We start from the raw sequence: 24,444 nt of genomic DNA, 5'->3' as shown, positions 1-24,444 counted from the left end.
TGCCGATATACCTTTCGTGACCGACTGGAGAACCCTCTGGCGTCCCTTGGCCGCATCTTCGTTCATCCTCGTGATGGCTCTCTTCCCGTTTGTGCTCGAGACCCGTGTTCCACTGCTCGGCTTCGTCGATCTCGGATTCCACGAACTCGGCCATCTGGTCGGCTACGTCTTTCCCGTCTCCGAGATACTCACGGCTGCGCTTGGCTCGATCACCCAGATCGCCGTCCCGGCGGGGCTGGCGGTCTACTTCCTGTGGTGGCGAAAGGATCGGGTAGCCGGCGGCCTCATGCTGGCCTGGACCGGTACCTCCGCGTGGGACGCGAGCGTCTACATCGCCGACGCACCGTACGAGCGGCTGCAACTCATCGGCGGTGACCACGACTGGGCCTTCCTGCTCGGACCGACCGCATTCAACAACTACGCAATCGCCGACGACCTGGCCGCCTTCGTCGAGTTCATGGGCGGCCTCTCTCTGGCGGCCGGGTTGCTCATCTGCCTGGCGGTGCCTGCGCGATCCTGGCGGGACCGCAAGAGATCGCAAGACAGGACCGAGCATCTCGCCAACCTTCCGGTGCGGCAAGCCCGGTGGCACGGTGAAGGCCCGGAAAACACATCCGGCAATACACTGCCCGGGTGATATCCGACAACGCACTCTCCGCCATCGGCCGAACCCCGCTTGTCCGGCTCTCCCGAATCCACCCACCGGGCAACCTCGTTGCCAAGGTCGAGTACATGAACCCCGGTGGATCTATCAAAGAACGGATCGCCGTCTCGATGATCGATCGCGCCGAGGAACTGGGGCTGTTGACCAAGGGTGGGACGATCGTCGAACCCACCTCGGGCAACACCGGAGTCGGCCTCGCCATCGTCGGCGCCGTCCGCGGCTACAGAGTCATTTGCACCGTCCCCGACAAGGTCTCGAAAGAGAAGCAGGATCTGCTGCGAGCCTACGGCGTCGAGGTCATCGAGACCCCAACCGAGCTCCTCCCAAACGACCCTGCCTCCTATTACGGCGTGGCCCGCCGACTCGCAGAAGAGATCCCCGGTGCCTACTCCCCCAATCAGTACGAGAACCCCGCCAACCCCGCGGCCCACTACCGGACCACCGGTCCGGAGATCTGGGACCAGACGGACGGTCTGGTCGGCATCCTCGCCGCCGGCGTCGGAACCGGCGGGACGATCACCGGAGCAGGACGCTTCCTGAAGGAGATGAACCCGGAGGTTCTCGTCATCGGTATCGACCCGGAGGGTTCGGTCTTCACCGCGCCTGCGGACGATGCGGTTCACCAGTACGCGGTCGAGGGGGTCGGTGAGGACTTCTGGCCGGATACCTTGGACCCCGAAGTAGTAGACGGGTACAGAATGGTCTCGGATGCTCAATCGTTCTCGACGACGCGCCGCCTGGCTCGTGAGGAGGGCCTGCTGGTCGGGGGTTCCGGCGGAATGGCCGTCTACGGGGCGATGCAGCTGGCCGCCGAACATCCGGCCAGACTCGTGGTTGTGATCCTGCCGGACTCGGGTCGGGGCTACCTGTCGAAGGTCTTCAACGACGATTGGATGCAGGCAAACGGATTCGAGGTGGATTGATGCGATTTGAAACCGAAGCTATACACGCAGGACAAGAGCCGGACCCGACCACCGGAGCCGTCGTCGTACCCATCTACGCAACCTCCACCTACGCCCAGGAGTCCCCGGGCGTCCACCTCGGATACGAGTATTCCCGTACGGGTAACCCTACGAGGCGGGCGCTTGAGATCGCGCTGGCCGCACTCGAGGGAGTCCGAGAGGGGTCGGCCGGGGGCGCCGTTGCCACGTCCTCCGGCATGGGGGCCACTTCGATCATCGGCTACACCCTGAAACCCGGTGATCATGTTCTGCTGCCGAATGATGCCTACGGGGGTACCTTCCGGTTCTTCGCCCGAGTTCTCGCCGAGCAAGGCGTGGAGTGGTCCGCCGTCGACATGACGGATCAACGACTCGTGAGAACGGCCGTGCGCCCGAACACTCGGGTGATATGGGCGGAGACGCCGACGAACCCGATGCTCCGACTGGTGGACATCGCGGCGGTTGCAGAAATCTCCAAGGAAGCCGGCACGCTGTTCGTGGTCGACAACACTTTCGCCACGCCGTTCCTGCAGCAACCTCTCGCGCTGGGCGCGGACGTGGTGCTGCACTCGACGACCAAGTATCTCGGCGGCCATTCGGATGTCGTCGGCGGAGCGCTCGTGACCAAGGATCCGGATTGCTTTGCGAGGTTCGAGTACCTGATCAATGCCGCCGGGCCGGTTGCGGGTCCGTTCGACAGCTGGCTCGTGTTGCGCGGACTGAAGACTCTTGCGGTGAGGATGCAACGACACTCGGAGAACGCCCTGCGGATCGCCGAGTTCCTGCAGGCTCACCCTTCAGTGGCGGCCGTCCACTATCCGGGCCTTCAATCCCACCCTCAAAGAGACCTTGCCGCCCGGCAGATGCTCACCGGGGGAGGGATGATCTCTTTCCGGCCGCACGGCGGTATCGAGGCGGCCAACCGTGTTGCCACTGCAACGAAGCTCTTCTTCCTGGCGGAGAGTCTCGGGGGCGTGGAGTCGCTCATCGAAGTCCCCGCCTCCATGACCCATGCATCGGTGGACGGCACCGCCCTGGAGGTCCCTCCTGACTTGATCCGCCTGTCGGTCGGCATCGAACACGTAGACGACTTGCTGGAGGATCTCGACGAGGCCTTGAACGCCGAACTCTGAACTCCCGGCTCCGGTGCCTCTTCGAGAAAAGTCGTAGCGCAATCGCGCGATCTGTGGCAGCATCTCTTCTACCAGAGAAAGGAGGTGGTCCGACTTGTTAGAAGGTTTATGTAGGACTCTGGAGGTGGCCGGGCGCTAAGCGGCCATCGGTGCCGCTTGGGCGGGGCATTCGTCTCGCTACCGGTAGCGACACCAACCCGGACCACCGGGGCTAAGGGATCCGCGAGCTGGTCCTCTCGTGGCGAATGAAGTATCTCTGGCTCTTCGATGTGAAGCGGGCTCCTCCGGGAGCCCGCTTCCTTGTTGCCGGTTCCCCGAGACCGCGTCTCGACCAGGAGCACGATCCGTCGGAAACCGATCGGGCTGGAGCTGGGGGTGTTACCCGGCTGTGGTCAGAGGGCCTGGTCGCCGAACAGCGATCCGAGGGCCTCGCGGGCCTCGCCGAAGGCCCAGACGAGAACCATGAGCATGAGCACCAGGAGGACGGCGGTCAGGATCGTTCGCGCCCGGTACGTGCGCACCTCGGCGGGATCGTCGAGATAGGAGGGAACTCTGGGCAATCTGGATACCGCCCGGGAGACAGCCGGTTCGGGGGGCGCCGCCTCTGTTCGCACGGTTTCATCGGCCCGGGAGGCAGGGGTGGCCGGCCCGGCTTCCGGTGGGTCTCGTCGATCCCCTCCCGGCGAACCGCTCGGTGCCGGCGTCGAACCCGTCTCGCCGGACCTCGCCGCAAGTGGCCGGCCATCCGCAGGGCGGTCGCCTCGATCTGCTTCGAGCTCCGGACTTCCTCCGGCCGGCGGCGGTTCGATTGAAGCCCCTGTGGGATCCGGATCGCCGGGCAGAGACCCTTCGAGATCCGTGGCGTCCGGTGCGGGGGTCTGAGATCGCCCACCGCTGATGGCAGATTCGATCTCTTCATCGGTCAATCCGAGCACGGCGGAGAGAGCCGCATAAGCCGAGGGCTCCGCTGGAACCGAGCGATCCCGCTCCCAGCTCCGGATGGTCGACGGTGACCGGCCGACCAGCTCGGCAAGGCGCGCCTGTGTCAAACCAAGCGCCGCACGACGACGCTGCATCAAATCACCAAGGGAGAGATATTCCGGCATGGGCTCAACAATCACATTACTGCACCGGATGGTTCACCCATGAAGACGGCTACCCTCACCCCCGGAGGCGACCGAGCGCCTGGTGGGCTCCACGGTCTTCAAAACCGTTGAGGCGGTGAAAGCCGCCTGGCGGGTTCGATTCCCGTCCGCCTCCGCGATGGGCGGGCCTCTAGCTATCAGCCGGCGGCTGCGGCTGGAGGCCGCCCTGCCGTTCGCCAGCTCGCAGTGTCGGCCGCTCACGGATCTTCTCGTTGGCGGGGTCGAATGCCCAGTCCCAGAACGCCGCCTGCGCCCGCGTTGCCGGCCGGTCTGTGTCGCGCGCCATGTATACGGTCTTCTCGAGCTCCAGGCCTTCGACCTCAACAACGGATAGCTTGCCCATCTCAACAGCTTCGAGCGCGACCATCGCCGACACGAACGCTATCCCGATGCCTTCCTGGACCGCCATTCGAATAGCTTCGGCATTTCCGAGGGTCATCACTTTGTGCAGGTGATCGAGGCTCAGGTCGTGCCATTCGAGTCCCTGCCGCAGCGCGTCGAGCGTGCCCGAAGTCGACTCGCGCACGATGAAGTGCTCCTTGAGCAGATCCTCGGGAAGGATCGGTTCCGACAGGTTCGCCCACCGATGTTGAGGAGGAACCACGAGCACGATGCTGTCGGTCAGGAACGGACGGTACTCCACATCCCTGAAAGGCAACCGCAGGCTGCTCAGAGCAATGTGTGCGTCGCCGCGGCGCAGCGTATCCAGGGCGGCCGCCCTCTGGGTCACCTGACAGACGACCTCCACCTCGGGATGACGGGCCATCAGGCCGGACAGCAGAGCAGGGAGAACGTACTTCCCCGCAGTCGTGCTGCACGCCAGCTTGAGAAGACCGACCACGTCGCCTTGGAGAGACGCCATCGTTTCCTCGATCCCGATAACCCGGTCGATCGTCTCACGGGCCATCGGCATCAGTGTCCGTCCGGCCTCCGACAGGGAGATGTGACGGCCGGCGCGCTCGAAGAGCTGCAAACCGAGGCGCTCCTCCAGCGCTTTGATCTGCATGCTTATCGCCGGCTGAGACACACCCAGCCGGCGCCCGGCTTCCGAGAAGTTCTCAGTTTCGGCGGCGGCAATGAAGACCTGCAGCTCGTTGGTTGTCAACATGACCCGGTCCTACGTAGCGATGATCCGAGCATATGTGCACCTGTGGGAGCCGTGCAATGGCCTTTGACCCCTTGCCGTTGGCAGATGGCCCGTAGCTGCGGATCGCCCGGGTCAGAAGCTGCCGGCGGCCAACCCCTTGCCGCGCCGCCCAACGCACAGATAACCGAGTTCCATTAAGCCTTCATGAATGGCACCATGGGGTAATGACGAGAAGTCACGACAACGGCTACAAGGTGATGTCCGGCTGGCGAGTCGGACATCTGCTGGAGGAATCCGCAACGCGCTCGGGACTCCTGGTTCCGGCCGGATCGGAGAAATCGAACGACGCCCTGGCTCTCGTCGACGTCGATTCGGGACTCCAGTTCTGGGCGGTTCCCTCCGGGGCCTGGCGTTTCCTGTGGCCGGCAACCGGTGAAGTCGTGGTGGCCGTCCGCGAATCTCAGATCATCGCCGAGCAGCAGGCCGACGAGAAACACTCCGAGAACGGCCACTACCTGTGACGACGGGCAGGGGCGGGCGCCGGCTCACCGCAACGGTCACGGATCTAGAGGTTCAACGGCAGCGGGCCTACCTGATCGGAGTTGCCACCTCATCCGCCGCCGGCGAGTCTGCCAACCGTTCACTCGCCGAGCTCGGGCGGTTGACGACCACGGCAGGCTCAGACCCGGTCTTCAGCGAGTTGCTCGTCCGTTCGGAGCTGGAACCGGCGCTGCTCATCGGTAGAGGCCAGGCCGAGCGCGCCGTGGAGCTCAGCAACACACTCGACATCGACGTCGTTGTGTTCGACAACTCGCTCAGTCCGGCGCAGCAACGCAACCTTCAGAACCTTTTCGAATGCGACGTCGTCGACCGCCAGGCGGTGATCCTCGATATCTTCGCCCAACACGCAACCAGCCGGGCTGGGATGCTCCAGGTGGAGCTCGCGCTGCTCCAGTATTACCTCCCGCGCTTGCGAGGAAAGGGTGTCCAGCTCAGCCGTCAGGCCGGCGGAATCGGCACACGCGGCCCGGGTGAAACGAAACTCGAGACCGATCGGCGCCGGATCCTCCAGCGGATCGCACGACTGAAGCGAGAGCTGAAGGAAGTCTCCGCTACCCGCCAGACTCAGCGCAAGGCAAGGGTTCGATCCGAGCTGCCCCTGGTCGCGCTCGTGGGATACACCAATGCCGGCAAGTCGACCCTTCTCAATCAGATAACGAACGCCGACGTTCTCGTGGAGGATCAGCTCTTCTCAACCCTCGATTCATCGGTGCGAAGAACCGAGCTGCCGGGGGGAACTCCGGCACTGTTCTCCGACACCGTCGGATTCATCAGGGACCTCCCCCACCAGCTCGTGGAGGCGTTCCAGTCGACCCTCGACGAAGTGCACAACGCCGACCTGCTCCTACATGTGGTCGACGGGTCCGATCCCGATGCCGACGCGCAGATAGCAGCCGTCCGGGCCGTGCTGGGAGAGATCGGTGCGGAGCAGGTTCCCGAACTGTTCGTCATCAACAAGCGGGACCAGGCCGACTCCACGGCGATCGACCGGCTCGTCGCCATGCATGAGGGTGTTGCGATCTCTGCTCGCGACGGCGAGGGACTGCCGCAATTACTCGAGGTGATCGAGCACACCCTCACCTCCACCGACTACCGGGTTTCTCTCGAGATCCCCTACGACCGCGGAGACCTGATGGCGTTGTTGCACAGAAGCGGGGCCGTGCTGGACGAGTCGCACACCGAAGCGGGCACCCTGGTGGATGCCCGCTTGCGGGGCGATATGGCGGCTCAGTTTGCCGACTGGACCGTGAAGGACGAGCACTCCGAGTAGCGCGATGGGCAGGTCGGGCGGCGCATCGCCTATCCCCCTTTGAGGAGGTCCGTCAGGATCCTTCCCACCTGGTGGGCCGAACGGACCGCAGAAGCCAGTTGCTCGCGCGCCGACCGCAAGTCCGCCTGGGCACCCTCGAGAATCCCTCGAGCAGGGTCCGGCCAGTCGGCAGGCAGAAGGGGCAACACGGAGTCGGGCACGGCACTTGCCAACGAGTCTGCTTGCCGCAGCGACTCGACCATCCCGGCCAGGGCCTCTTCGGCCTCCGCGGTGTCGTACCCGGCGCCGTTCAGGCGGTCGATCGCATCCTGCAGCGACCCGGCAACGATCTCGACCCGATCGACCACCGCGCCGACCGTGTCGGCCACCACGACCAGATGCGCTTTCGGGACGACGAGCGCGTATATGCGGTAGTCCTCGAATATCAACGGGATGAGGTTCCGCAACTCCGCGATCGTTTCGGCCGCTTCTATCTCGCGGCCGAGCGCGGACAGACCGTCGGCGGCTGCTTCCAGTTCCCCGAGCAAGATTCGCTCATGGTCGTCGGTGAGATGCCCGGCACCCTGGAGGGCGCGGATCACCCTGTCGATAGTGTCGAGCCGCCTCTCCACGGCCTGCTCTGCGCGATCTTTCAGTTTCTCAATGGTTCGCTCACCGGCTGCCTCCGGCCCGGCCGGTGTTTCCAGGGCGACGGCACCAGCAGGCACCAGACTCACGATGAGCAGCGCTACCAGCGTTACCGAGAGTGTCTTCATGGCGTGAATTCTCCTTCCGTCTGATTCATTGCCGCACCGAGATCGCCGAGAAGTCGGTCGAGCTCGCCTACCAACTCGTCGAGCTCAGAGAGATCAAGATCAATCTCGGGAACGGTTGTCGTGGTGGTGGTTGATGGCGGCGCCGCCACCGGAGCGGTCGTGGTCTCGGCGGGCGCTACCGGCTCCGGCACAGTGTCCGCCGCCGGGTTCGGGATGGTCGTGACGGTCTCCGCAAAGGGTCCGTCCGGGATATCGATCGAGGCCCGGACGGCCGCCGCCGACTCGTCGACCCCGGGCCCAGCCCACCGGTCTGCCGCACTGCAGGCGGTGAGCGCTGCGACTGTTATCAGGGCCAGGACTGGTTTCACTGCACTCCTTCCGTGTCCGTGTGCCCACAGCATCGGCGTGGGAGATCAGACGGCTGTTGTGTAGAGGTAAGAAGTGTGTAAGAAGGGTCAGCGAGTCGTGGATCACGAATGGGTGCCCGCCGGCCGGCGGCTGCAGGGAAGAGTCCGGGCCGCGCGGCTGGGACGTTAGAGGCTGGTTGCCGCCAGCGCCGCGCCCACTATCCCTGCGTCGTTGCGCAGTTCGGCGGGCACAATCGGCGTGGAGCATTCGAGGTACCGCTCGAACTTATCGAGCCGCCTGCTCACACCACCGCCGAGGATGAAGAGATCCGGAGACACGACCCGCTCCACGTAGCGGAGATATTCACCGACCCGCGCACCCCAGTCTGCCCACGAAAGCGCTTCATCCTTGCGAGTCCTGGCCGACGCATAGTCCTCCGCATCGCCACCCTTGAACTGGAGGTGACCGAACTCGGTGTTCGGAACAAGCACACCATCGAAGAACACCGCGCTGCCGATGCCGGTCCCGAGAGTGAGGAGGCAAACCAAGCCCGGCACGTCCCTCGCCGCTCCGTAGGCGGCTTCGGCGATTCCGGCCGCGTCTGCGTCGTTCAACAACACGACGGGCATGCGAAGTCGGCGCTCCAGCTCCTGCCGGCCGTCGACACCGATCCACGCCTCGTCGATGTTGGCCGCCGTGTAAATAACGCCGTGCTTGACAACGGAGGGCAGGGTACAGCCGACGGGTCCTTCATATCCGAAGGAAGATACGATCTCTGCGACCACACCGACGACCGCATCCGGGGTCGACGGGACGGGAGTGTCTATCCGATGTCGCCGCCCGGCCAGCTCGCCGGCGGCCAGATCAACAGGCGCACCCTTGATCCCGGATCCGCCAATGTCGATGCCCATCACGAAACGTTCCACGGACGAGACTGTACTTGATGCAGTTAGCCTGCCGTACGAAGCCGAGTCAGGGAGCCAACCATGCCAGCAACAGCAGATATCGGCCTCATCGGCCTCGCGGTGATGGGGCAGAACCTCGTGCTGAACATGGACGATCACGGCTTCACGGTGGCGGTCTACAACCGCACCACTTCGAAGGTGGACGAGTTCCTGGCGGGCCCTGCTGCAGGAACGAAGGTGATCGGTACACACTCACTCGAAGAACTGGCCGGGTCACTGGTTGCGCCGCGCCGTGTCATGTTGATGGTCAAGGCAGGAGACGCAATCGATGCGGTCATCGAAGAACTGATCCCGCTGCTCGACGAAGGCGACATCATCATCGATGGAGGGAACTCCCATTTCACCGACACGATTCGGAGGACTTCCCACGTCGAGGAGCGGGGTCTTCGATTCATCGGCACCGGTGTCTCCGGAGGTGAGGAAGGGGCTCGGCACGGGCCCTCGATCATGCCGGGCGGGAGCAGTGCGGCATGGCCGTGGGTGAGGGACATATTCCAATCGGTCGCCGCCAAGGTCGCCGACGGGACACCGTGCTGTGACTGGGTGGGGCCGGACGGAGCAGGGCACTTCGTCAAGATGATCCACAACGGCATCGAGTACGGCGACATGCAGCTGATCGCGGAGGCCTACCACCTGATGAAGGCCGGCCTGGGAATGGACCACGACGAGATGAGTTCAGTATTTCGGGCCTGGGGCAACGCACAGCTCGACTCGTACCTCATCGACATAACCGCCGACATCCTCGCCTATCGGGATGAGGTTGGAGACCCGCTGGTCGACAAGATCCTCGACACTGCCGGGCAGAAAGGCACCGGGAAGTGGACGGCCGTTTCCGCCCTCGATCTCGGTGTGCCCGTCACGCTGGTCGCCGAAGCCGTCTTCGCCCGCATCCTCTCGGCTCTCAAAGACGAGCGAGTTGTCGCACAGGACGTGCTGGGCTCGAGCAGGCGGGTTATCGACCATGTGGCGGATGCCGGCTTCGCGGGTCGCTTCGTCGAGGCCGTCCGGGATGCTCTGTACGCGTCGAAGATCGTTTCCTACGCACAGGGCTTCATGCTTCTTCGGGCTGCTGCAGTCGAATACGGCTGGGACCTCGATTACGGCCGAATCGCCTCACTCTGGAGGGAGGGCTGCATCATCCGGGCGGCCTTCCTCGACGACATCATCGCGGCCTATCAATCGGATCCTGATCTCACCAACCTGATGCTGGATGACTTCTTCGCTTCGGCTCTGGCACAGGCAGAGGAAGGATGGCGTCTCGTGGTGACCACCGCCGTTTCCCATGGGATTCCCGTCCCCGCCTACTCCTCGGCACTTGCCTTCTACGACGGCTACCGGAGCGGCCGATTGCCGGCCAACCTGATCCAGGCTCAGCGCGACTATTTCGGCGCCCACACCTACGAACGAACGGACAGGCCGCGCGGCGAGTTCCTCCACACGAACTGGACCGGGAGGGGCGGCGACACCACGGCGGGGACCTACGACGCCTGAGCAAGGCCCGCCGGAACGGTGGCGAGAGCCATCATCACTCACACCGGGCACCTGCCTGAATCCTCGTTCCGGCAGGTGCCACCACACTCAGGGATGCCTGCGAGCGGCACTCTTCTTCTGTCCAAATCCAGGGTTGACTTGGTTTCGAATACTTAGTATGTTTACTGAATATAGTTTACTGGGACAGCCACCATCACCGCTCCACTTCGAGTCCAACGGAAAGCCACCAGGCAGGACACCCGGAACCAGAACAGGCGCCTGGTGTTACAGCGCGTCTTCAACGAACACACAACTACGCGCGCGGACATCGCCAGGGCCACGGGCCTCACTCCGGCGACCGTATCTCACCTCATCGCCGAACTCATCGATGAAGGGTTTGTGATCGAGACCGGCACCGGGCCGTCTGCCGGTGGCAAGCCACCTACGCTGCTCGACTTGAAGGCCGGAGCACGGAACCTGATCTCCGTGGATCTGAGCGACGGCACATTGACCGGCTCCGTCCTCGACCTCAAGGGAACCAAGACGAAACTGACTGCCCCGCCCCTCCCGTTCGCAGGGGGGGAGGGTGGACTGCAGCAGCTCTTCGACACTGTTGACGAGCTGATCGAGGCGGCGACGGCGCCCGTTCTAGGTGTTGGCGTGGGGACCCCGGGCGTGGTTGATGCCGAGGGGACGATCATCGAAGCCTCCAACCTCGGCTGGCGCAATGTCCCACTGCGAAACCTCCTCGCCGAGCGATACAGCGTTCCCATATGTGTGCTGAACAACAGCCGTGCCGCCGCCCTCGCCGAGTACTCGTTCGGGGGTCGTCGTGCCGAGAACCTCGTTGTGATCAAGATCGGAAACGGTATCGGAGCGGGCGTCGTGATGGACGGCCGCATCCATACCGGAGAAGACTCTGCGGCCGGAGAGATCGGACACGTCGTCGTCGACGCCGACGGACCGGCGTGTTTTTGCGGCAAGTCCGGTTGTCTCGAGACGGTTGCGGCCGTGCCGTACCTGCAAAGAACACTCAGGGGTCTCCTGCTCGACCCGCCCCCCGCGCCGTCCGATCTGCTCAAAGCCGCCGCCGCACAGGCCGCGGAAGGAAACGACGAGGTGCAGGAGGTGCTCGACGGAGCCGGCCGCAATCTGGCGGTAGTGCTCTCGACGACTGTGGCCATCCTCGACATCCACGAAGTTGTGTTCAGCGGACCGATCGCCGGACTCGGCAAGCCGTTCCTCGCTCGCCTGCACAGCGAGATCGGACGACGCGTACTCCCCGCCGTGGCCGGGAAGCTGCATCTCAGCTACGGAAGAACCGGAGACCGAGCGGTCCGTCTCGGCGCAGCTGCCTCCGTGCTCAACGATCAGCTTGGAGTGCTCTGATGTCGCCAACCCCCGAGCTCCTGATCAAACCTCGTATCTCCCCACCATTGGATCCGGGTTTCCTCCCTGCCGTGTTGTTCAATAGGTCGTGTCTCGCCGGGATCCGACGGTCGGGCTCGGCGACACGACTGGTGGTCGGGCTGGCAAGACCCGACGGTTCGCTCTCGACCTACGAAACGATCGTGCACGACGGGTCGGCCCCCAACGAGCGCGCCGAGAGCCTCTACTACGCCGAGCGGCTCGTGAAGTTCTTGCTGTGGCAGCGGGGGGCCAGCAGGCTCTTGATCGGCGGGCCCGGCTACATCGGCGAACACCTCGACTCCGTCTATTCCCGGGACGGTGCACGGTCCTTCGACTTCGAGTTCATGTCGAAGATCTACAACACGCCCTTCCGGGTCGAAGTGATCGACGTGGATGAAATGCCTCCCGCAAGCGAACCGACAGTACCGCTCGGCCGCCATCTGGAGGGATGTCGCATAGGATTCGATCTGGGGGCCAGCGACTACAAGATCAGCGCCGTGATCGATGGAATGTGCGTGTACTCGGACGAGTTCCCCTGGCATCCCAGGGATGAAGCCGACATTGCCTACCACTACGAGCACATCGCATCAGGGCTCCGCAGAGCCGCCGAGCACCTTCCCCGAGTCGATGCAATAGGCGGCAGCTCCGCAGGAGTATGGATCGACGATCAGGTGAGGGCGGCCTCCCTCTTCAGGGGAATCCCCGAGGAAGCGTTCGAGAAGGAAGCCGGGAACCTGTTCGTGCAGATCCGCGACGAATGGCATGTCCCCCTCAACGTCGTCAACGATGGGGAGGTCACCGCGCTTGCCGGTTCGATGAGCCTCGAACAGAACGCGGTGCTCGGCATCGCAATGGGCTCGAGCGAGGCGGCGGGATACGTGACGGGCGACGGCAACATCACGCGCTGGCTCAACGAGCTTGCCTTCGCTCCGATCGACTACCAGGCGGGCGCACCCGCTGACGAGTGGTCGGGCGATGTCGGGTGCGGGGTCCAGTATCTCTGTCAGACCGGGGTCATCCGACTGGCCGAGAGGGCCGGGATCTCGATCGACGCCCGCCTTACGCCGGCGCAGAAATTGGAGGCCATCCAGGATCTGATGCGAGAGGGCGACGATCGAGTCCCTCCGATATACGAGACAATCGGAGTGTGGCTTGGATATGCCGTCGCCCACTACGCCGATTTCTACGACGTCGAACACGTCCTGGTCCTCGGCAGAGTCACTTCGGGGATGGGCGGTGAGATCATCGTCCGAACCGCCGAACGCGTGCTCACCGCAGAGTTTCCCGAGTTGGCGATCCGGCTCCACGTACCGGACGAGAAGATGAAGCGAGTCGGCCAGTCGGTGGCAGCTGCGTCTCTCCCCCTGATTTCGAACCGGGGCTCGTAATGATCCTGACCAGACGTGGAGCACAGATCTATGTCCCCGACGGCACAGACACCGATGAGGCTATCGCCAGAACGACACACATGGCCATCGGCGCCCACCAGGACGACATCCCGATCATGGCGCACCACGGGATTCTCGAATGCTTCGGTCGCGATGATCATTGGTTCGCGGGCATCACCGTGACCGATGGGGCGGGAAGCCCGCGGGCAGGCCTGTACGGCGACTACACCGACTCGCAGATGCAGGCAGTCCGCATCATCGAGGAAAAGAAAGCGGCTCATGTCGGCGAGTACGGCGCGGCCGTTCTTCTGGACTATCCGAGCTCGGCCGTCAAGAACCCCGCCGACGCGAGCGTCGCCGACGAACTGGCTCACCTGATCGCCGCCGCCCATCCGGACGTGATCTACACCCACAACCTCGCCGACAAACACGACACCCATGTCGCGGTGGCCCTCCGGACCATCGCGGCGCTGCGATCGCTCCCCCGAGAGGCCAGGCCGTCGGCCGTCTACGGATGCGAAGTGTGGCGCGACCTCGACTGGCTGGCAGACGCAGACAAGATCGCCTTCGACGTGTCGGCACACGAGAACCTGGCGGCAGCCGTGCTCGGTGTCTACGACTCGCAGATCAGCGGCGGCAAGCGCTACGACCTGGCCACTGCCGGAAGACGTCTTGCCCATGCCACATTCTCCGAGAGCCACTCGGTCGACACCGCCCAAGCTCTCATCTACGGCATGGATCTGACACCACTCGTCGAAGATCCATATCGCGACATCGACGACTTCGTTCGCTCGCACATCGAAAGGATGCAACTCGAGATTTCAATGCGCATCACAACCCTCCTGGGGGGCAAGTGATGCGCTCACCCCGCACAACAACAAGCCCAACAACACGGAGGAAGCAAACCATGAATCGACGAATTCTCGTCGCGTTCCTGGTGGTGTTCGCGCTCATCGTGTCCGCCTGTGCGGCCGATAGCGACGCAACCACCACGACGGCCGCGGATGTCTCGGACACCACCGCGCCGACAACGGAAACAACAGCAGCAACAACCGACACCACCGAGGCCCCAACGGACAGCACCGAGCCTGCCCCGGAGGGCCCGTATGAGCACCTTGCTCGCGCAGAAGCCGGCGAGTACTCGGGCACCGAGGTGACGATTCTGGCTCAGTGGATAGAGGCCGAAGGTGAGGCCTTCGAGGCCACGCTGGCGGACTTCGCAGCCCGCACCGGAATCAACATCAACTACGACGGAATCACCGACTACGAGACGGTGCTGACGGTCAGGGTCGAGGGTGGCGACACCCCGGACCTCGCCCAGATCGCCCAACCGGGTTTGATGAACGTGTTCGCCGAACAGGGCGTCCTCGTCAACTTGAGTGAGTGGATCAATGAAGACCAGCTCTTCAGCGACTACAGCTCGGCGTGGACCGATCAGGCCAGCTACAACGGCAGCACCTACGGCGTGTACTTCAAGGGTGACACGAAGTCGCTCGTCTGGTATCCGGTTCAGGCTTTCGCCGACGCCGGTTATGAGATCCCCGAAACTTGGGATGAGCTGACCGCATTGAGCGACCAGATCGTCGCAGACGGCGGCAAGCCCTGGTGCATCAGCATCGAGCACGGCGACGCCTCCGGCTGGGTTGCCACCGACTGGCTCGAGGATATTCTCCTGCGCACAGCGCCGGTTGAGGTCTACGAGCAGTGGATCGCCCACGAGATCCCCTTCAATCACCCCGAGGTGATGGAAGCCGCCGCCATAATGAAGGACTACTGGTTCGAATCGGACTACGTCCTGGGCGGCAACATCGGTATCAACGCCACCTGGGTAGGTGATACACCGAAGCCGATGTTCGATGAAGGCGGCCCGAGCTGCTGGATGCACCGTCAGGCCTCCTGGATCTCCGGATTCTTCCCGGCCGATCCGACCAGAGGAACCGATGCAGAAGGCAACGAGATCCTCTACCAGGCCGGCGAAGACGCCAAGTTCTTCTACCTGCCTCCGATCGAAGAAGCGTCCGGGCGGCCGGTGCTGGGCGGTGGGGACATGTTCGTCATGTTCAACGACCGTCCCGAGGTCCGTGCAGTCATGGAGTACATGGCGACCGCCGACGCAGCGAAGGGCTGGATCGCCGCAGGATCGCTGATCTCCCCGAATAGCTCGGTTCCGGTCGACTGGTACACGACCTACGCCGGCCAGGAGATTGCGAGCATCCTCGCCGCTGCGACCACGCTGCAGTTCGATGCGTCGGACCTGATGCCGGCCGACGTCGGACAGGGAACGTTCTGGTCCGGCATGGTCGACTGGGTCGCCGCCAACGGCGAAGGAACAGAAGACATCTTCCAGGAAATCGAAGACAGCTGGCCGGAGAGCTAGCCAACGAGAGGAAACTACGGGAGGCGCGCCGCAACGGCGCGCCTCCCACTCATATAGTGGAGCGACCATGGTGACCGACCTGAAGGATCCAGAGATCGGCAGACGGACCTGGTGGGAGGCTCGCCGCGCCGGGATCGTCCGCGGGGTCGGCGCCCTGGCGGGAGCAGCAGCCGTCTTCATCGTGCTTCGTTGGGCCCTCGGATTCCTTCGCGATCTCGATGCCCCCGCCCGCACCATCGCCCGGATCTACGCCTTCTTCGGAGCCGACCGGGCAGCCGAGGCAATCAGCGCCAGTGGCCTGAGCCCGGCCTCCAACAAAGCAATCATCGCGGTCGTCGCGCTCATCGTCGGGATCGCGGGAGTGTGGGCACTGTTTCTCGCAGCCAACGCGCTGGTCGACAGGCTCCCCTTCCTGTGGCGAGCACGGGTTCGTCCGTGGGTATTCGTCGGCCCTGCCGTCGCGCTGCTCGGGTTCTTTCTGGTGTTTCCCACCATCAACACGATCTACACCAGCCTCACCGAAGACATCGTGGACTTCCCCGCCGAGTTGCCGGTCGAGCTGGCCGGAGCCACCGACATCCTCGCCACGATGGCCGAGGGCGAGGACCGGGTCGAGTTCGGCTCGTACTGGATCAACGGAGATAGCTTCGAGATCGCCAGGGTCACCGTCATTTCCAGCAAAGAGGGCGACTCGAGCGCCTTGCTCGTCCTCTCCGGAGGCAAGATCCGGACCTTTGGACTGCAGAACTACGGTTTTGCGGTCACGAGCAAGGACATGCGGATCGCCTTCAGAAACAACCTCCTGTGGTTGGTGATCGGAACGGGTGGGTCCGTGATTCTCGGCCTGTTGATCGCCACTCTCGTCGACAGGGTGAAGCGCGAAGCACTGGCCAAGACATTCGTATTCCTTCCACTCTCCATCTCCATGGTCGGCGCCGCCGTCATCTGGCGTTTCATGTACTACTGGAGACCGCCCGGGCAAGCTCAGATCGGTCTTCTCAACGCAGTCAAGACCGGCCTCGGCGGCGAGCCGACTGCCTGGGTTCAGACTCCGCCGCTGAACACGATGGCGTTGATCGTCATCATGATCTGGCTGCAGACCGGCTTTGCGATGGTCATCCTGTCGGCCGCCCTCAAGGGCGTTCCCAACGAGATCGTCGAGGCCGCCCGCATCGACGGAGCCAACGAGTTTCAACTGTTCTTCAGAGTGATCGTTCCGTCCATCCGGGGATCGATCATCACCGTGGCGACAACGGTGTTCATCGCGATCCTGAAGGTGTTCGACATCGTATTCGTCATGACGGGGGGCCGGTTCGACACGGAGGTGGTCGCCAACCGGATGTTCAGCGAGATGTTCAAGTTCCGGAACTTCGGCAGAGCGAGCTCCCTCGCGGTCGTCCTGCTCGTCGTCACGATCCCGATCATGGTCGTCAACATTCGCAACCTGCGACGGCAAGGGATCGGCGCATGAGTACCCTCGACACCGTCTCGGGAGGCCGGAGCACCCGCAAGAGGTCGCTGGCGGACGCAACCCGATCAACCCCCGTCAAAGTGGCGGTCGTCCTGATCGCAGCCCTCTGGTCGTTGCCGACCGTGGGCTTGTTGATCAGTTCGCTGCGGGGCAAGAACGCCATCGATGGAACAGGTTGGTGGACGGCCCTCGTCCACCCGTTCGAGAGCGCGCAATGGACTATTCAGAACTACGCCGATGTGCTCACCTCCGACAACATGCTGAATGCCTTCGTGAACAGCCTGGTCGTCACAATCCCCGCCACGGTCATACCGATCACGCTGGCCGCATTCGCCGCCTATGCATTCGCATGGATGAGATTCCCGGGACGAAGCCTGCTCTTCGCCCTCGTAGTCGGCTTGCTGGTCGTGCCACTTCAGATGGCTCTGATTCCGATACTGCGGATCTACACGGATCTCGAAATGAACGGGACCTTCCTGGGTCTCTGGCTGGCGCACACAGGGTTCGGACTGCCGCTTGCCATCTATCTCCTCTACAACTACATATCGCAGCTGCCGAAGGATCTATTCGAGTCGGCCTTCATCGACGGAGCATCCCACTTCACGGCCTTCCTGCGACTTGTGCTGCCGCTTTCGATGCCTGCTCTTGCTTCGTTCGCGATATTCCAGTTCCTCTGGGTCTGGAACGACTTGCTGGTTGCGCTGGTGTTTCTCGGAACGGGTTCCGAAGTGGCCATCCTGACTGCCGCCCTGAACGAACTGGTGGGCACCAAAGGCGAAGCCTGGCATGTGCTGACTGCAGGCGCCTTCGTCACGATGATCGTGCCCCTCGTGGTATTCCTCTCGCTCCAGCGCTACTTCGTGCGGGGCCTGCTAGCCGGATCCGTCAAGGGGTGACGTCTACCGCCGACCTGCTGATGATGTCGTTCGAAGGCACCACGCCTTCGAACGAAGTACTCGACCGCATTCGGGTTGACCCACCGGCCGGATTCACACTCTTTCGCTCCGACAACGTCGAGTCGATCGACCAAGTCGGCGAACTCACTGCCGCGCTGCATGCCGCCAACCCCCGGGATCTTCCGCTCCTGATCGCGATCGATCAGGAGGGAGGCCAGTTTCTGGCGCTCGGGCCCGGGAGTACGTACTTCCCCGGAAACATGGCGCTGGGAGCGATCGACGACGAGAGACTGACTCGGGAGGTGGCCCGGGCGCTGGGCCGGGAGCTTCGGGCGCTCGGGATCTCGATCAACTACGCGCCGGTCGCCGACCTCAACACCAACCCGCGCAATCCGGGTCTCGGCACTCGAAGCTTCGGGGATCGCCCGGGACGCGCGGCAGCACACGTCGCGGCCATGGTCGCCGGCCTCCAGCAGGAGGGCGTCGCCGCGACGCTGAAGCACTTCCCGGGCAAGGGCGAAGCCCAGGTGGACAGCCACTTCGTCCTGCCGGTGGTCGAGCGCGACAGGGATGGCCTGCACGAGCGGGAGCTGGTCCCTTTCCGGGCGGGTCTCGATGCCGGCGCGGCGCTCGTGATGACCGGGCATTTCGCGATTCCCGGCCTCACCGAAACCGACGACCTTCCGTCGACCCTCTCAACCGCTGTGCTCACCGACCTCCTGCGCGGTGAGCTTGGGTTCGACGGTTCCGTGATCACAGACGCCCTGGACATGGGGGCCATCTCACAGGGTGTGGGCCAGATCATCGATTCGATCGCGGCGGTGAGGGCCGGCGTCGATCTGCTGCTGCTGAAGGATACGCCGGAGGGTCAGGCCCGCCTCGAAGCCGGATTGGCCCTTGCCGTCAAGCGACGGGTCATCCCCGCCGGTCGTTTCGAGGATGCCGTTGCACGCAACCAGAGGCTGCGGAAGCGATTCGGGTTCCCGGGAGCAACGGATACCGGCCGGGTCGGTTCTGCCGAACACCGGGCGCTCGCCGACGAGGTTGCCCGGCGTTCCATCACTCTGCTCAGGAACGACGCAGGGCTGTTGCCGCTCCGCCCGCCCGCCGACGCCCGTATTGCGGCGATCATGCCCCGGCCGAAGGATCTGACACCCGCCGACACATCGTCCTCCGTCACCCCGGGCCTGGCCGCGGCACTGCGCCGGCACTTCCCCAACGTCGATGAGTTCATACTCTCCCACCCGCCGGCGCCCAACGAGATCGCGGACCTGCGCGAGCGGGCCGAGTCCTACGCGGCCCTCGTGCTCGGCACTATTTCGGCTTCGATGGACGACGCGCAGGTTCGGCTCGTCGATGAACTGGTCGCTTGTGGGGTTCCCATGATCACCGTGGCTCTGCGTACCCCATACGACCTCGCCGCATACCCGGCTTCGGAGACCCACCTATGCACATACAGCATCCTCGAGCCGTCGATGAACGCCCTGGCTTCGATCATCTTCGGAGCAGGTCAAGCCGAGGGCCGGCTTCCGGTTTCGGTCTCGCAGGAACTCCCGGCCGGATTCGGACTCTGAACAGCGACGGAGGGCAAAACCATGGGCATGCACAACGAGATCCGCCAGCAGCCGGACGTCTTCAGCGAGATCCTGCGGGACAACGCCACGCCCATTTCCGAGGTGGTTTCCCGGCTGCGCGACGTGAGTTTCGGTCATGTGGTCATTGCAGCCCGCGGCACATCGGACAATGCTGCCCGATACGCCAAGTATCTGTGGGGCGCTCACAATCGACTGCAAGTCGCACTCGCCGCCCCGTCGCTGTTCACCTCGTATCAGAGCCCACCCAACCTCAAGGATGCGCTGGTCGTGGGGATATCCCAATCCGGTGAATCGCCGGATCTCGTGGAAGTGCTGGCGGAAGGCCGGAGGCAGGGTAGGCCGACGTTGGCAATCACCAACCGCCCCGGCTCTCCACTGGCGGCCAACGCCGACTACATCGTGGACATCAAAGCAGGCGAAGAGTATGCGGTGGCAGCCACCAAGACCTATACGGCGCAGCTTCTCGCCGTTGCGATGCTCTCAGACACGATGAGAATGGGGGCGATCTCGGACGATCTCCGGCGAGCGCCGGATCTCATGGCGGATGTTCTCCGAACCGAACCCCTGGTCGGCGATATCGCAAGGGACTTCGCCGACCTTCGTTCATGTGCCATCCTCGGCCGCGGGTTCAACCACTCGACCGCATTCGAGTGGGCGCTCAAACTGCAGGAAGTGACGTACGCCCTCGCGCATCCCTACTCGACCGCGGATTTCCGGCACGGCCCTATTGCCGTTGTCGAGCCCGGATTCTCGATCATGGCCGCCGCGCCGGACGGCCCGCTCTTCGGCGACATGCTGGCCTTGCTGGAGGACTTGTCGAATGAACGGCACGCCAGAACCCTGACCATCTCCAACCGGGATGAGGCCCTGGAGGCAAGCCGTTACGGGATTGCACTTCCCCGGACCACGCCCGAGTGGCTCAGCCCGATGCCGATAATCGTCGCCGCCCAGCTCTTCACCTACCACCTCGGGAAGATCAAGGGGTTCGACACAGACCACCCGCGCGGCCTGTCGAAGGTGACGAAGACGACGTAGACCAGCCCTGGGCGGCGGTGAGGGTTTCCGGAACGTTCGACGGCGGTGCAACTTGGGGAGGCTGGGGACCACCGCCGTCGTACGTTCCTCGAGGTATCAAGCGGGGGTTCGTACCCAACCTGCGGCATCACACCACAACCTCTACCGGAACGGTATGCCACGGCCGGCAAAAGGAACCGCAAGCATCGGTTAAGGGCGCATTAAACAACCGAGACCCCCGATCTGGAAAAGCTGATGCTCCCGCAGCTACCATCGAGGGCCGCAAACTCGCCTCCAGGAGCACCGTGTCGAACGAACACCGACTTCCCAACAGCGCCGTTCCGCGCCGGTACCAGATCACCATCGAACCCGACATCCCCACCGCGTCGTTCACCGGGACCCAGACCGTCACAATCGACGTTCGCGAGAAGATCACCGGCCTCAACCTGAACGCCATCGAACTCGAAATAAGCGAGGCCTCCCTGGTCGACGACGGCGGGGGCATCCATCCGGCAACGATCGACTACGACGAAGCCAACGAACGAATCACGGTCACGCCCGAGGCACCCATTGACCCAGGCGAATGGCAGCTCAACCTCGCGTTCGCGGGAGTCCTGAACGACCGGTTGCGCGGGTTCTACCGGAGCACCTACACCGACGAGGACGGCGAGGAGCAGACCATCGCGACCACGCAGTTCGAGGCTGCCGATGCCCGACGTGCTTTCCCATGCTGGGATGAGCCCGAGTTCAAAGCGACGTTCTCGGTCACCCTGATCGTGCCGAGCGACCTGGTTGCCATCTCGAACATGTCCGAGGTCGGCCGCACCGTCCGGTCTGACGGCAAGTCGATCGTCCGGTTTGCCGACTCACCCATCATGTCGACCTACCTCGTCGCTTTCGTGGTCGGCCGGCTCGACATAACCGACCCGGTCGACGTCGATGGGGTCCCCCTCCGGATCGTCTTTCCACCGGGGAAAGCACATCTCACGAATTTCGCTCTCGAAATCGGGGAATACGCCCTTCGCTGGCTCTCCGACTACTACGGCATCCCCTATCCCGGCGACAAGGTCGACTTCATCGCCATCCCCGACTTTGCTTTCGGTGCAATGGAGAACCTCGGAGCGATCACCTACCGGGAGAATGCGGTCCTCATCGACCCGGCCACGACCGGCCAGTACGAGCAGCGGCGCGTCGCCGACGTCATCGCCCATGAGCTCGCCCACATGTGGTTCGGGGACCTCGTCACGATGAAGTGGTGGGATGGTATCTGGCTGAACGAGGCTTTCGCCTCCTTCATGGAGATGAAGACCGTCGAGGCCTACAGACCCGACTGGAGGCGCTGGCTGGCTTTCGCCGTGGACCCGGGCGCGGAGCGAACCGACTCGATGGACATCGATGCACTGGCCAGCACACGGGCAGTGGAATTCGAAGTCCGATCCCCGGAAGAAGCGAACGAGATGTTCGACCCCCTCACCTACGGCAAAGGCGCGGCACTCCTGAGGATGATCGAGCAGTACCTGGGCGTCGAGGTCTTTCGCGAGGGTGTAGGCAACTACCTGCGCGAACACTCCTACGCGAACACCGAGACCGAGGACCTATGGAGGGGACTCGACAGCGCCTCCGAGGGCGGGGTCGGGGAGATCATGAACACATGGATCCTCCAGGGCGGCTACCCGGAGGTCACCGCCGAGAGGGTCAGTGGAGGTCTGCGAATCACCCAGAGGCAGTTCCGCTACGTTGAGGATGTGGAGGCAATGAACCTCTGGCGGATTCCGATGCAGATCCGGGTCGGAACGGCGGACGGCGAGGAGATCATCAAGCATCTGCTCACCGTGGAATCTGAGGTGATTCCCGTGAGAGGCCCGATCAACTGGGTGATCGCCAACGCAGGGGGCCACGGTTTCTACCGTGTTCGCTATGAAGCCTCCCTCCTCGGTGCGCTCGAGCCGCGGCTTGCGGAACTCGACCCGCTGGAGCGCTTCACCCTTCTCGACGACACATGGGCGTTCGCCGTTGAAGGGTCGGTTCCCATCGGTGAGTTTGCCGTCCTTGCCGCTGCGTTCCGGGACGAGCAGGAACATGCCGTGTGGCAGATGCTGGTAACCCATCTCCTCGAGCTGGGGCGATACGTCCCGAACGACGATCGATTCGCGGATTTCATCCGGCGCCTCGTCGGCCCGACCGCCGACCGGCTGGGTTGGGATCCGGTAGAGGGAGAAGACGATCTGACCCGCCGGCTGCGCGGCCAGGTTCTCACCACATACGGTTGCCTCGGAAAAGAGCCTGAGACGATCAGGAGAGCCAAGAGTCTGTTCTCGGCGGTGCTCGCCGATCCGGCAGCCGTGGACGCCGAAGTGGCACTTGCCGTCCTGGCTATCTCCGCGACATTCGGCGATTACGACGACTACGAGGCCGTCGTCGAGGCGTACGAGTCGTCTTCCAACCCTCAGCTCCGGGTTCGATACCTGAGGGCGCTCGGTTACTTCCCGGGGCTCGACGCCGCCGACCGGACTTTCGAGATGACGCTCAACGGGCGAATCCGCGGGCAGGACGGGGCATGGGTGATCGCCGGCCTGCTGGCCAACCAGTCGACGACGGACCACATCTGGAATCGGGTCACCGAACAGTGGACGACCCTCACGAGCCTCCTTCCACCTGCCACGCAGAGATACCTGGTGCACAGCCTTCCGGCAATGGTTGAGCCCGGTCTCGCAAGACGGGTTGAGGCGTTCTTCGCAGAGACGGGGTTCCCCGTTGCGGCCAAGTCTCTCTCGCAGAAACTCGAGCTACAGCGGGCAATGGTTTCGCTGGGTCTGCGTGAGAGAGAACGTCTAGACGCCTTCCTGAGCGAATGACCTTCACGGCGCGGGAGTAGAGCTGGGTGGATAACGGCATCTTTCAGTGGATCGCCGACGAGACGGTCCTGCAGGACTTCGTCTCCGGCTTGCCCCTCCTTCTGCTGCTCCTGATCATCGCGGCTTCGGTTGCGCTGCTGTCGAAAGGCGCGGACTGGATGATCGACGGTGTCGTGGATCTTGCACGCAGAACGGGATTGCCCAAGATCGTCATCGGCGCCACGGTCGTGTCCCTGGGCACGACCCTCCCCGAGGCGTTCGTCTCCGTAATGGCTGCGTTTCTGGGGAACCCGGGCCTTGCTCTGGGGAATGGCGTCGGGTCGATCATTGCCGACACCGGCTTGATCTTCGGGGTGACGTGCGTCCTTGTCGCGGTCCCGGTCAATCGCTTCATACTGAACCGGACCGGTTGGGTGCAGGTTGGCTCGGCGACTCTGCTGGTGGTTATCGCCGGCGTCGCCCTGATAACGGCCGGAAGCGGAGGCGAACCAACGCTCAACCGCTGGGTGGGCGCGTTCTTCCTGGTCCTGCTCGCCGGATACCTCTTCATCACCTATCGCTGGGCAACCCAGGGCGGGGAACTCATTCATGAAGAGGAGATCTCGACAGAGGAACCGATGCCTCTCTCGAAGTCCTGGCTGATGGTCGTCGGCGGCCTCACGCTGGTAGTGGCCGGAGCACGGGTGCTTGTGCCGAGCGCATCTGAGATCGCCATCCGGGCCGGAGTTCCGGAGGACGTGATCGCCGCAACGCTGGTCGCCTTCGGAACGTCGCTTCCGGAACTGATGACGGCAATCGCAGCAATCCGCAAGGGCCACCCGGAGATCACAGTCGGCAACATCGTTGGAGCAGACGTTCTCAACGTGCTGTTCGTGATCGGGGCTGCAGCAGTCGCCGCACCGCTGGAGATCCCCGACAACTTCTACTTCTTCCACTTCCCGGCAATGATGATCATCCTGATCTCGTTCCGTTTCTTCATCAGCATGAACAAGTCGACTTTCCGTCGCTGGCAAGGGGCATGGCTGCTCGGGGTGTACGGTGTATACGTAGCACTGCAGTACATCCTGAACGTCGGAGCTGCACATTGAACTGGAGAGTG

The 24,444-nt window shown here is 63.6% G+C and carries 20 protein-coding genes, 1 tRNA gene and 1 pseudogene; 17 read left to right on the top strand and 5 right to left on the bottom strand.

Annotation, left to right across the window (positions count from 1 at the left end; translation table 11 throughout):
• Nucleotides 1-16: 16 nt before the first annotated feature.
• From VLT15_07410 to VLT15_07400, 3 genes and pseudogenes are all read left to right on the top strand, one after another.
• Nucleotides 17-637: a hypothetical protein gene (locus tag VLT15_07410; GenBank protein ID HSR45041.1), complete on the top strand. Its 621-nt coding sequence runs from the start codon at nt 17-19 to the stop codon at nt 635-637.
• Nucleotides 634-1,575: pseudogene (locus VLT15_07405) on the top strand (pyridoxal-phosphate dependent enzyme). The gene VLT15_07410 and the pseudogene VLT15_07405 overlap by 4 nt, the downstream one beginning before the upstream one ends.
• Before the next feature lie 11 nt (nt 1,576-1,586).
• Nucleotides 1,587-2,738 carry a cystathionine gamma-synthase gene (locus VLT15_07400; protein ID HSR45040.1) on the top strand — a complete coding sequence of 384 codons (1,152 nt, stop codon included), beginning with the start codon at nt 1,587-1,589 and terminating at the stop codon, nt 2,736-2,738.
• A gap of 392 nt (nt 2,739-3,130) precedes the next feature.
• Here the strand turns inward: VLT15_07400 and VLT15_07395 are convergent, their stop codons facing one another.
• Complete coding sequence (locus tag VLT15_07395; protein ID HSR45039.1) at nt 3,131-3,844, bottom strand: helix-turn-helix domain-containing protein; 714 nt, start codon at nt 3,842-3,844, stop codon at nt 3,131-3,133.
• A 63-nt stretch (nt 3,845-3,907) separates the two neighbouring features.
• Here VLT15_07395 and VLT15_07390 point away from each other — a divergent pair.
• A tRNA-Sec gene (locus VLT15_07390) sits at nt 3,908-3,999 on the top strand.
• Between the two features lie 14 nt (nt 4,000-4,013).
• Here the strand turns inward: VLT15_07390 and VLT15_07385 are convergent.
• Nucleotides 4,014-4,991 carry a LysR family transcriptional regulator gene (locus VLT15_07385; GenBank protein HSR45038.1) on the bottom strand — a complete coding sequence of 326 codons (978 nt, stop codon included), beginning with the start codon at nt 4,989-4,991 and terminating at the stop codon, nt 4,014-4,016.
• A gap of 203 nt (nt 4,992-5,194) precedes the next feature.
• On the opposite strand from VLT15_07385, the gene VLT15_07380 reads away from it, so the two are divergent.
• Both VLT15_07380 and hflX read left to right on the top strand, forming a co-directional pair.
• Nucleotides 5,195-5,491: a hypothetical protein gene (locus tag VLT15_07380; GenBank protein ID HSR45037.1), complete on the top strand. Its 297-nt coding sequence runs from the start codon at nt 5,195-5,197 to the stop codon at nt 5,489-5,491.
• Nucleotides 5,488-6,801 (top strand): GTPase HflX, encoded by a 1,314-nt coding sequence (gene hflX / locus VLT15_07375; protein ID HSR45036.1) that lies wholly within the window; start codon nt 5,488-5,490, stop codon nt 6,799-6,801. Before VLT15_07380 ends, hflX begins: the two co-directional genes overlap by 4 nt.
• A gap of 29 nt (nt 6,802-6,830) precedes the next feature.
• On the opposite strand, the gene VLT15_07370 is transcribed toward hflX, so the two are convergent.
• The 3 genes from VLT15_07370 to VLT15_07360 form a co-directional block, all read right to left on the bottom strand.
• The gene (locus tag VLT15_07370) at nt 6,831-7,556 is read right to left on the bottom strand and encodes a hypothetical protein (GenBank protein HSR45035.1); all 726 of its coding nucleotides are present in this window, start codon (nt 7,554-7,556) and stop codon (nt 6,831-6,833) included.
• On the bottom strand, nt 7,553-7,924 hold the full coding sequence (locus tag VLT15_07365; protein HSR45034.1) for a hypothetical protein: 372 nt from the start codon (nt 7,922-7,924) through the stop codon (nt 7,553-7,555). Before VLT15_07365 ends, VLT15_07370 begins: the two co-directional genes overlap by 4 nt.
• A 165-nt stretch (nt 7,925-8,089) precedes the next feature.
• Nucleotides 8,090-8,815: an ROK family protein gene (locus tag VLT15_07360; GenBank protein ID HSR45033.1), complete on the bottom strand. Its 726-nt coding sequence runs from the start codon at nt 8,813-8,815 to the stop codon at nt 8,090-8,092.
• 75 nt (nt 8,816-8,890) lie between these two features.
• Here VLT15_07360 and gnd point away from each other — a divergent pair, with 75 nt between their 5' ends.
• The 11 genes from gnd (at nt 8,891) to VLT15_07305 (ending at nt 24,433) form a co-directional block, all read left to right on the top strand.
• A complete protein-coding gene (gene gnd, locus VLT15_07355; protein ID HSR45032.1) occupies nt 8,891-10,360 on the top strand; it encodes a decarboxylating NADP(+)-dependent phosphogluconate dehydrogenase in 1,470 nt (489 codons plus the stop codon).
• Between the two features lie 192 nt (nt 10,361-10,552).
• Complete coding sequence (locus VLT15_07350; protein HSR45031.1) at nt 10,553-11,728, top strand: ROK family protein; 1,176 nt, start codon at nt 10,553-10,555, stop codon at nt 11,726-11,728.
• Entirely contained in the window at nt 11,728-13,137 is a 1,410-nt protein-coding gene (locus VLT15_07345) for an ROK family protein (protein HSR45030.1), read from the top strand. Before VLT15_07350 ends, VLT15_07345 begins: the two co-directional genes overlap by 1 nt.
• Complete coding sequence (locus VLT15_07340) at nt 13,137-13,994, top strand: PIG-L family deacetylase (GenBank protein ID HSR45029.1); 858 nt, start codon at nt 13,137-13,139, stop codon at nt 13,992-13,994. The genes VLT15_07345 and VLT15_07340 overlap by 1 nt, the downstream gene beginning before the upstream one ends.
• A 50-nt stretch (nt 13,995-14,044) precedes the next feature.
• On the top strand, nt 14,045-15,514 hold the full coding sequence (locus tag VLT15_07335) for an ABC transporter substrate-binding protein (protein ID HSR45028.1): 1,470 nt from the start codon (nt 14,045-14,047) through the stop codon (nt 15,512-15,514).
• Between the two features lie 67 nt (nt 15,515-15,581).
• Complete coding sequence (locus VLT15_07330; protein ID HSR45027.1) at nt 15,582-16,985, top strand: sugar ABC transporter permease; 1,404 nt, start codon at nt 15,582-15,584, stop codon at nt 16,983-16,985.
• The gene (locus VLT15_07325) at nt 16,982-17,881 is read left to right on the top strand and encodes a carbohydrate ABC transporter permease (protein ID HSR45026.1); all 900 of its coding nucleotides are present in this window, start codon (nt 16,982-16,984) and stop codon (nt 17,879-17,881) included. The genes VLT15_07330 and VLT15_07325 overlap by 4 nt, the downstream gene beginning before the upstream one ends.
• Nucleotides 17,878-19,455 (top strand): glycoside hydrolase family 3 N-terminal domain-containing protein, encoded by a 1,578-nt coding sequence (locus VLT15_07320; protein HSR45025.1) that lies wholly within the window; start codon nt 17,878-17,880, stop codon nt 19,453-19,455. Before VLT15_07325 ends, VLT15_07320 begins: the two co-directional genes overlap by 4 nt.
• A 27-nt stretch (nt 19,456-19,482) precedes the next feature.
• Complete coding sequence (locus VLT15_07315) at nt 19,483-20,511, top strand: SIS domain-containing protein (protein HSR45024.1); 1,029 nt, start codon at nt 19,483-19,485, stop codon at nt 20,509-20,511.
• 284 nt (nt 20,512-20,795) lie between these two features.
• On the top strand, nt 20,796-23,345 hold the full coding sequence (locus tag VLT15_07310) for a M1 family metallopeptidase (GenBank protein HSR45023.1): 2,550 nt from the start codon (nt 20,796-20,798) through the stop codon (nt 23,343-23,345).
• A gap of 26 nt (nt 23,346-23,371) precedes the next feature.
• Nucleotides 23,372-24,433, top strand: coding sequence for a calcium/sodium antiporter (locus VLT15_07305; GenBank protein ID HSR45022.1), 1,062 nt, complete (start codon nt 23,372-23,374; stop codon nt 24,431-24,433).
• Nucleotides 24,434-24,444 lie beyond the last annotated feature (11 nt).

Source organism: Acidimicrobiia bacterium (assembly GCA_035471805.1).
Taxonomy (GTDB): Bacteria; Actinomycetota; Acidimicrobiia; order Spongiisociales; family JAHEDJ01; genus JAHEDJ01.
Note: the sequence above shows the minus strand (reverse complement) of the source record. Positions and strands in the feature narration are given on the sequence as shown.

Excerpts from the sequence above, each read along its gene's own strand:
- VLT15_07400 (HSR45040.1), top strand. The coding sequence starts at position 1,587 with ATGCGATTTGAAACCGAAGCTATACACGCAGGACAAGAGCCGGACCCG.
- VLT15_07395 (HSR45039.1), bottom strand. The coding sequence starts at position 3,844 with ATGCCGGAATATCTCTCCCTTGGTGATTTGATGCAGCGTCGTCGTGCG.
- VLT15_07385 (HSR45038.1), bottom strand. The coding sequence starts at position 4,991 with ATGTTGACAACCAACGAGCTGCAGGTCTTCATTGCCGCCGCCGAAACT.
- VLT15_07380 (HSR45037.1), top strand. The coding sequence starts at position 5,195 with ATGACGAGAAGTCACGACAACGGCTACAAGGTGATGTCCGGCTGGCGA.
- VLT15_07370 (HSR45035.1), bottom strand. The coding sequence starts at position 7,556 with ATGAAGACACTCTCGGTAACGCTGGTAGCGCTGCTCATCGTGAGTCTG.
- VLT15_07360 (HSR45033.1), bottom strand. The coding sequence starts at position 8,815 with ATGGGCATCGACATTGGCGGATCCGGGATCAAGGGTGCGCCTGTTGAT.
- gnd (HSR45032.1), top strand. The coding sequence starts at position 8,891 with ATGCCAGCAACAGCAGATATCGGCCTCATCGGCCTCGCGGTGATGGGG.
- VLT15_07345 (HSR45030.1), top strand. The coding sequence starts at position 11,728 with ATGTCGCCAACCCCCGAGCTCCTGATCAAACCTCGTATCTCCCCACCA.
- VLT15_07340 (HSR45029.1), top strand. The coding sequence starts at position 13,137 with ATGATCCTGACCAGACGTGGAGCACAGATCTATGTCCCCGACGGCACA.
- VLT15_07335 (HSR45028.1), top strand. The coding sequence starts at position 14,045 with ATGAATCGACGAATTCTCGTCGCGTTCCTGGTGGTGTTCGCGCTCATC.
- VLT15_07330 (HSR45027.1), top strand. The coding sequence starts at position 15,582 with ATGGTGACCGACCTGAAGGATCCAGAGATCGGCAGACGGACCTGGTGG.
- VLT15_07325 (HSR45026.1), top strand. The coding sequence starts at position 16,982 with ATGAGTACCCTCGACACCGTCTCGGGAGGCCGGAGCACCCGCAAGAGG.
- VLT15_07315 (HSR45024.1), top strand. The coding sequence starts at position 19,483 with ATGCACAACGAGATCCGCCAGCAGCCGGACGTCTTCAGCGAGATCCTG.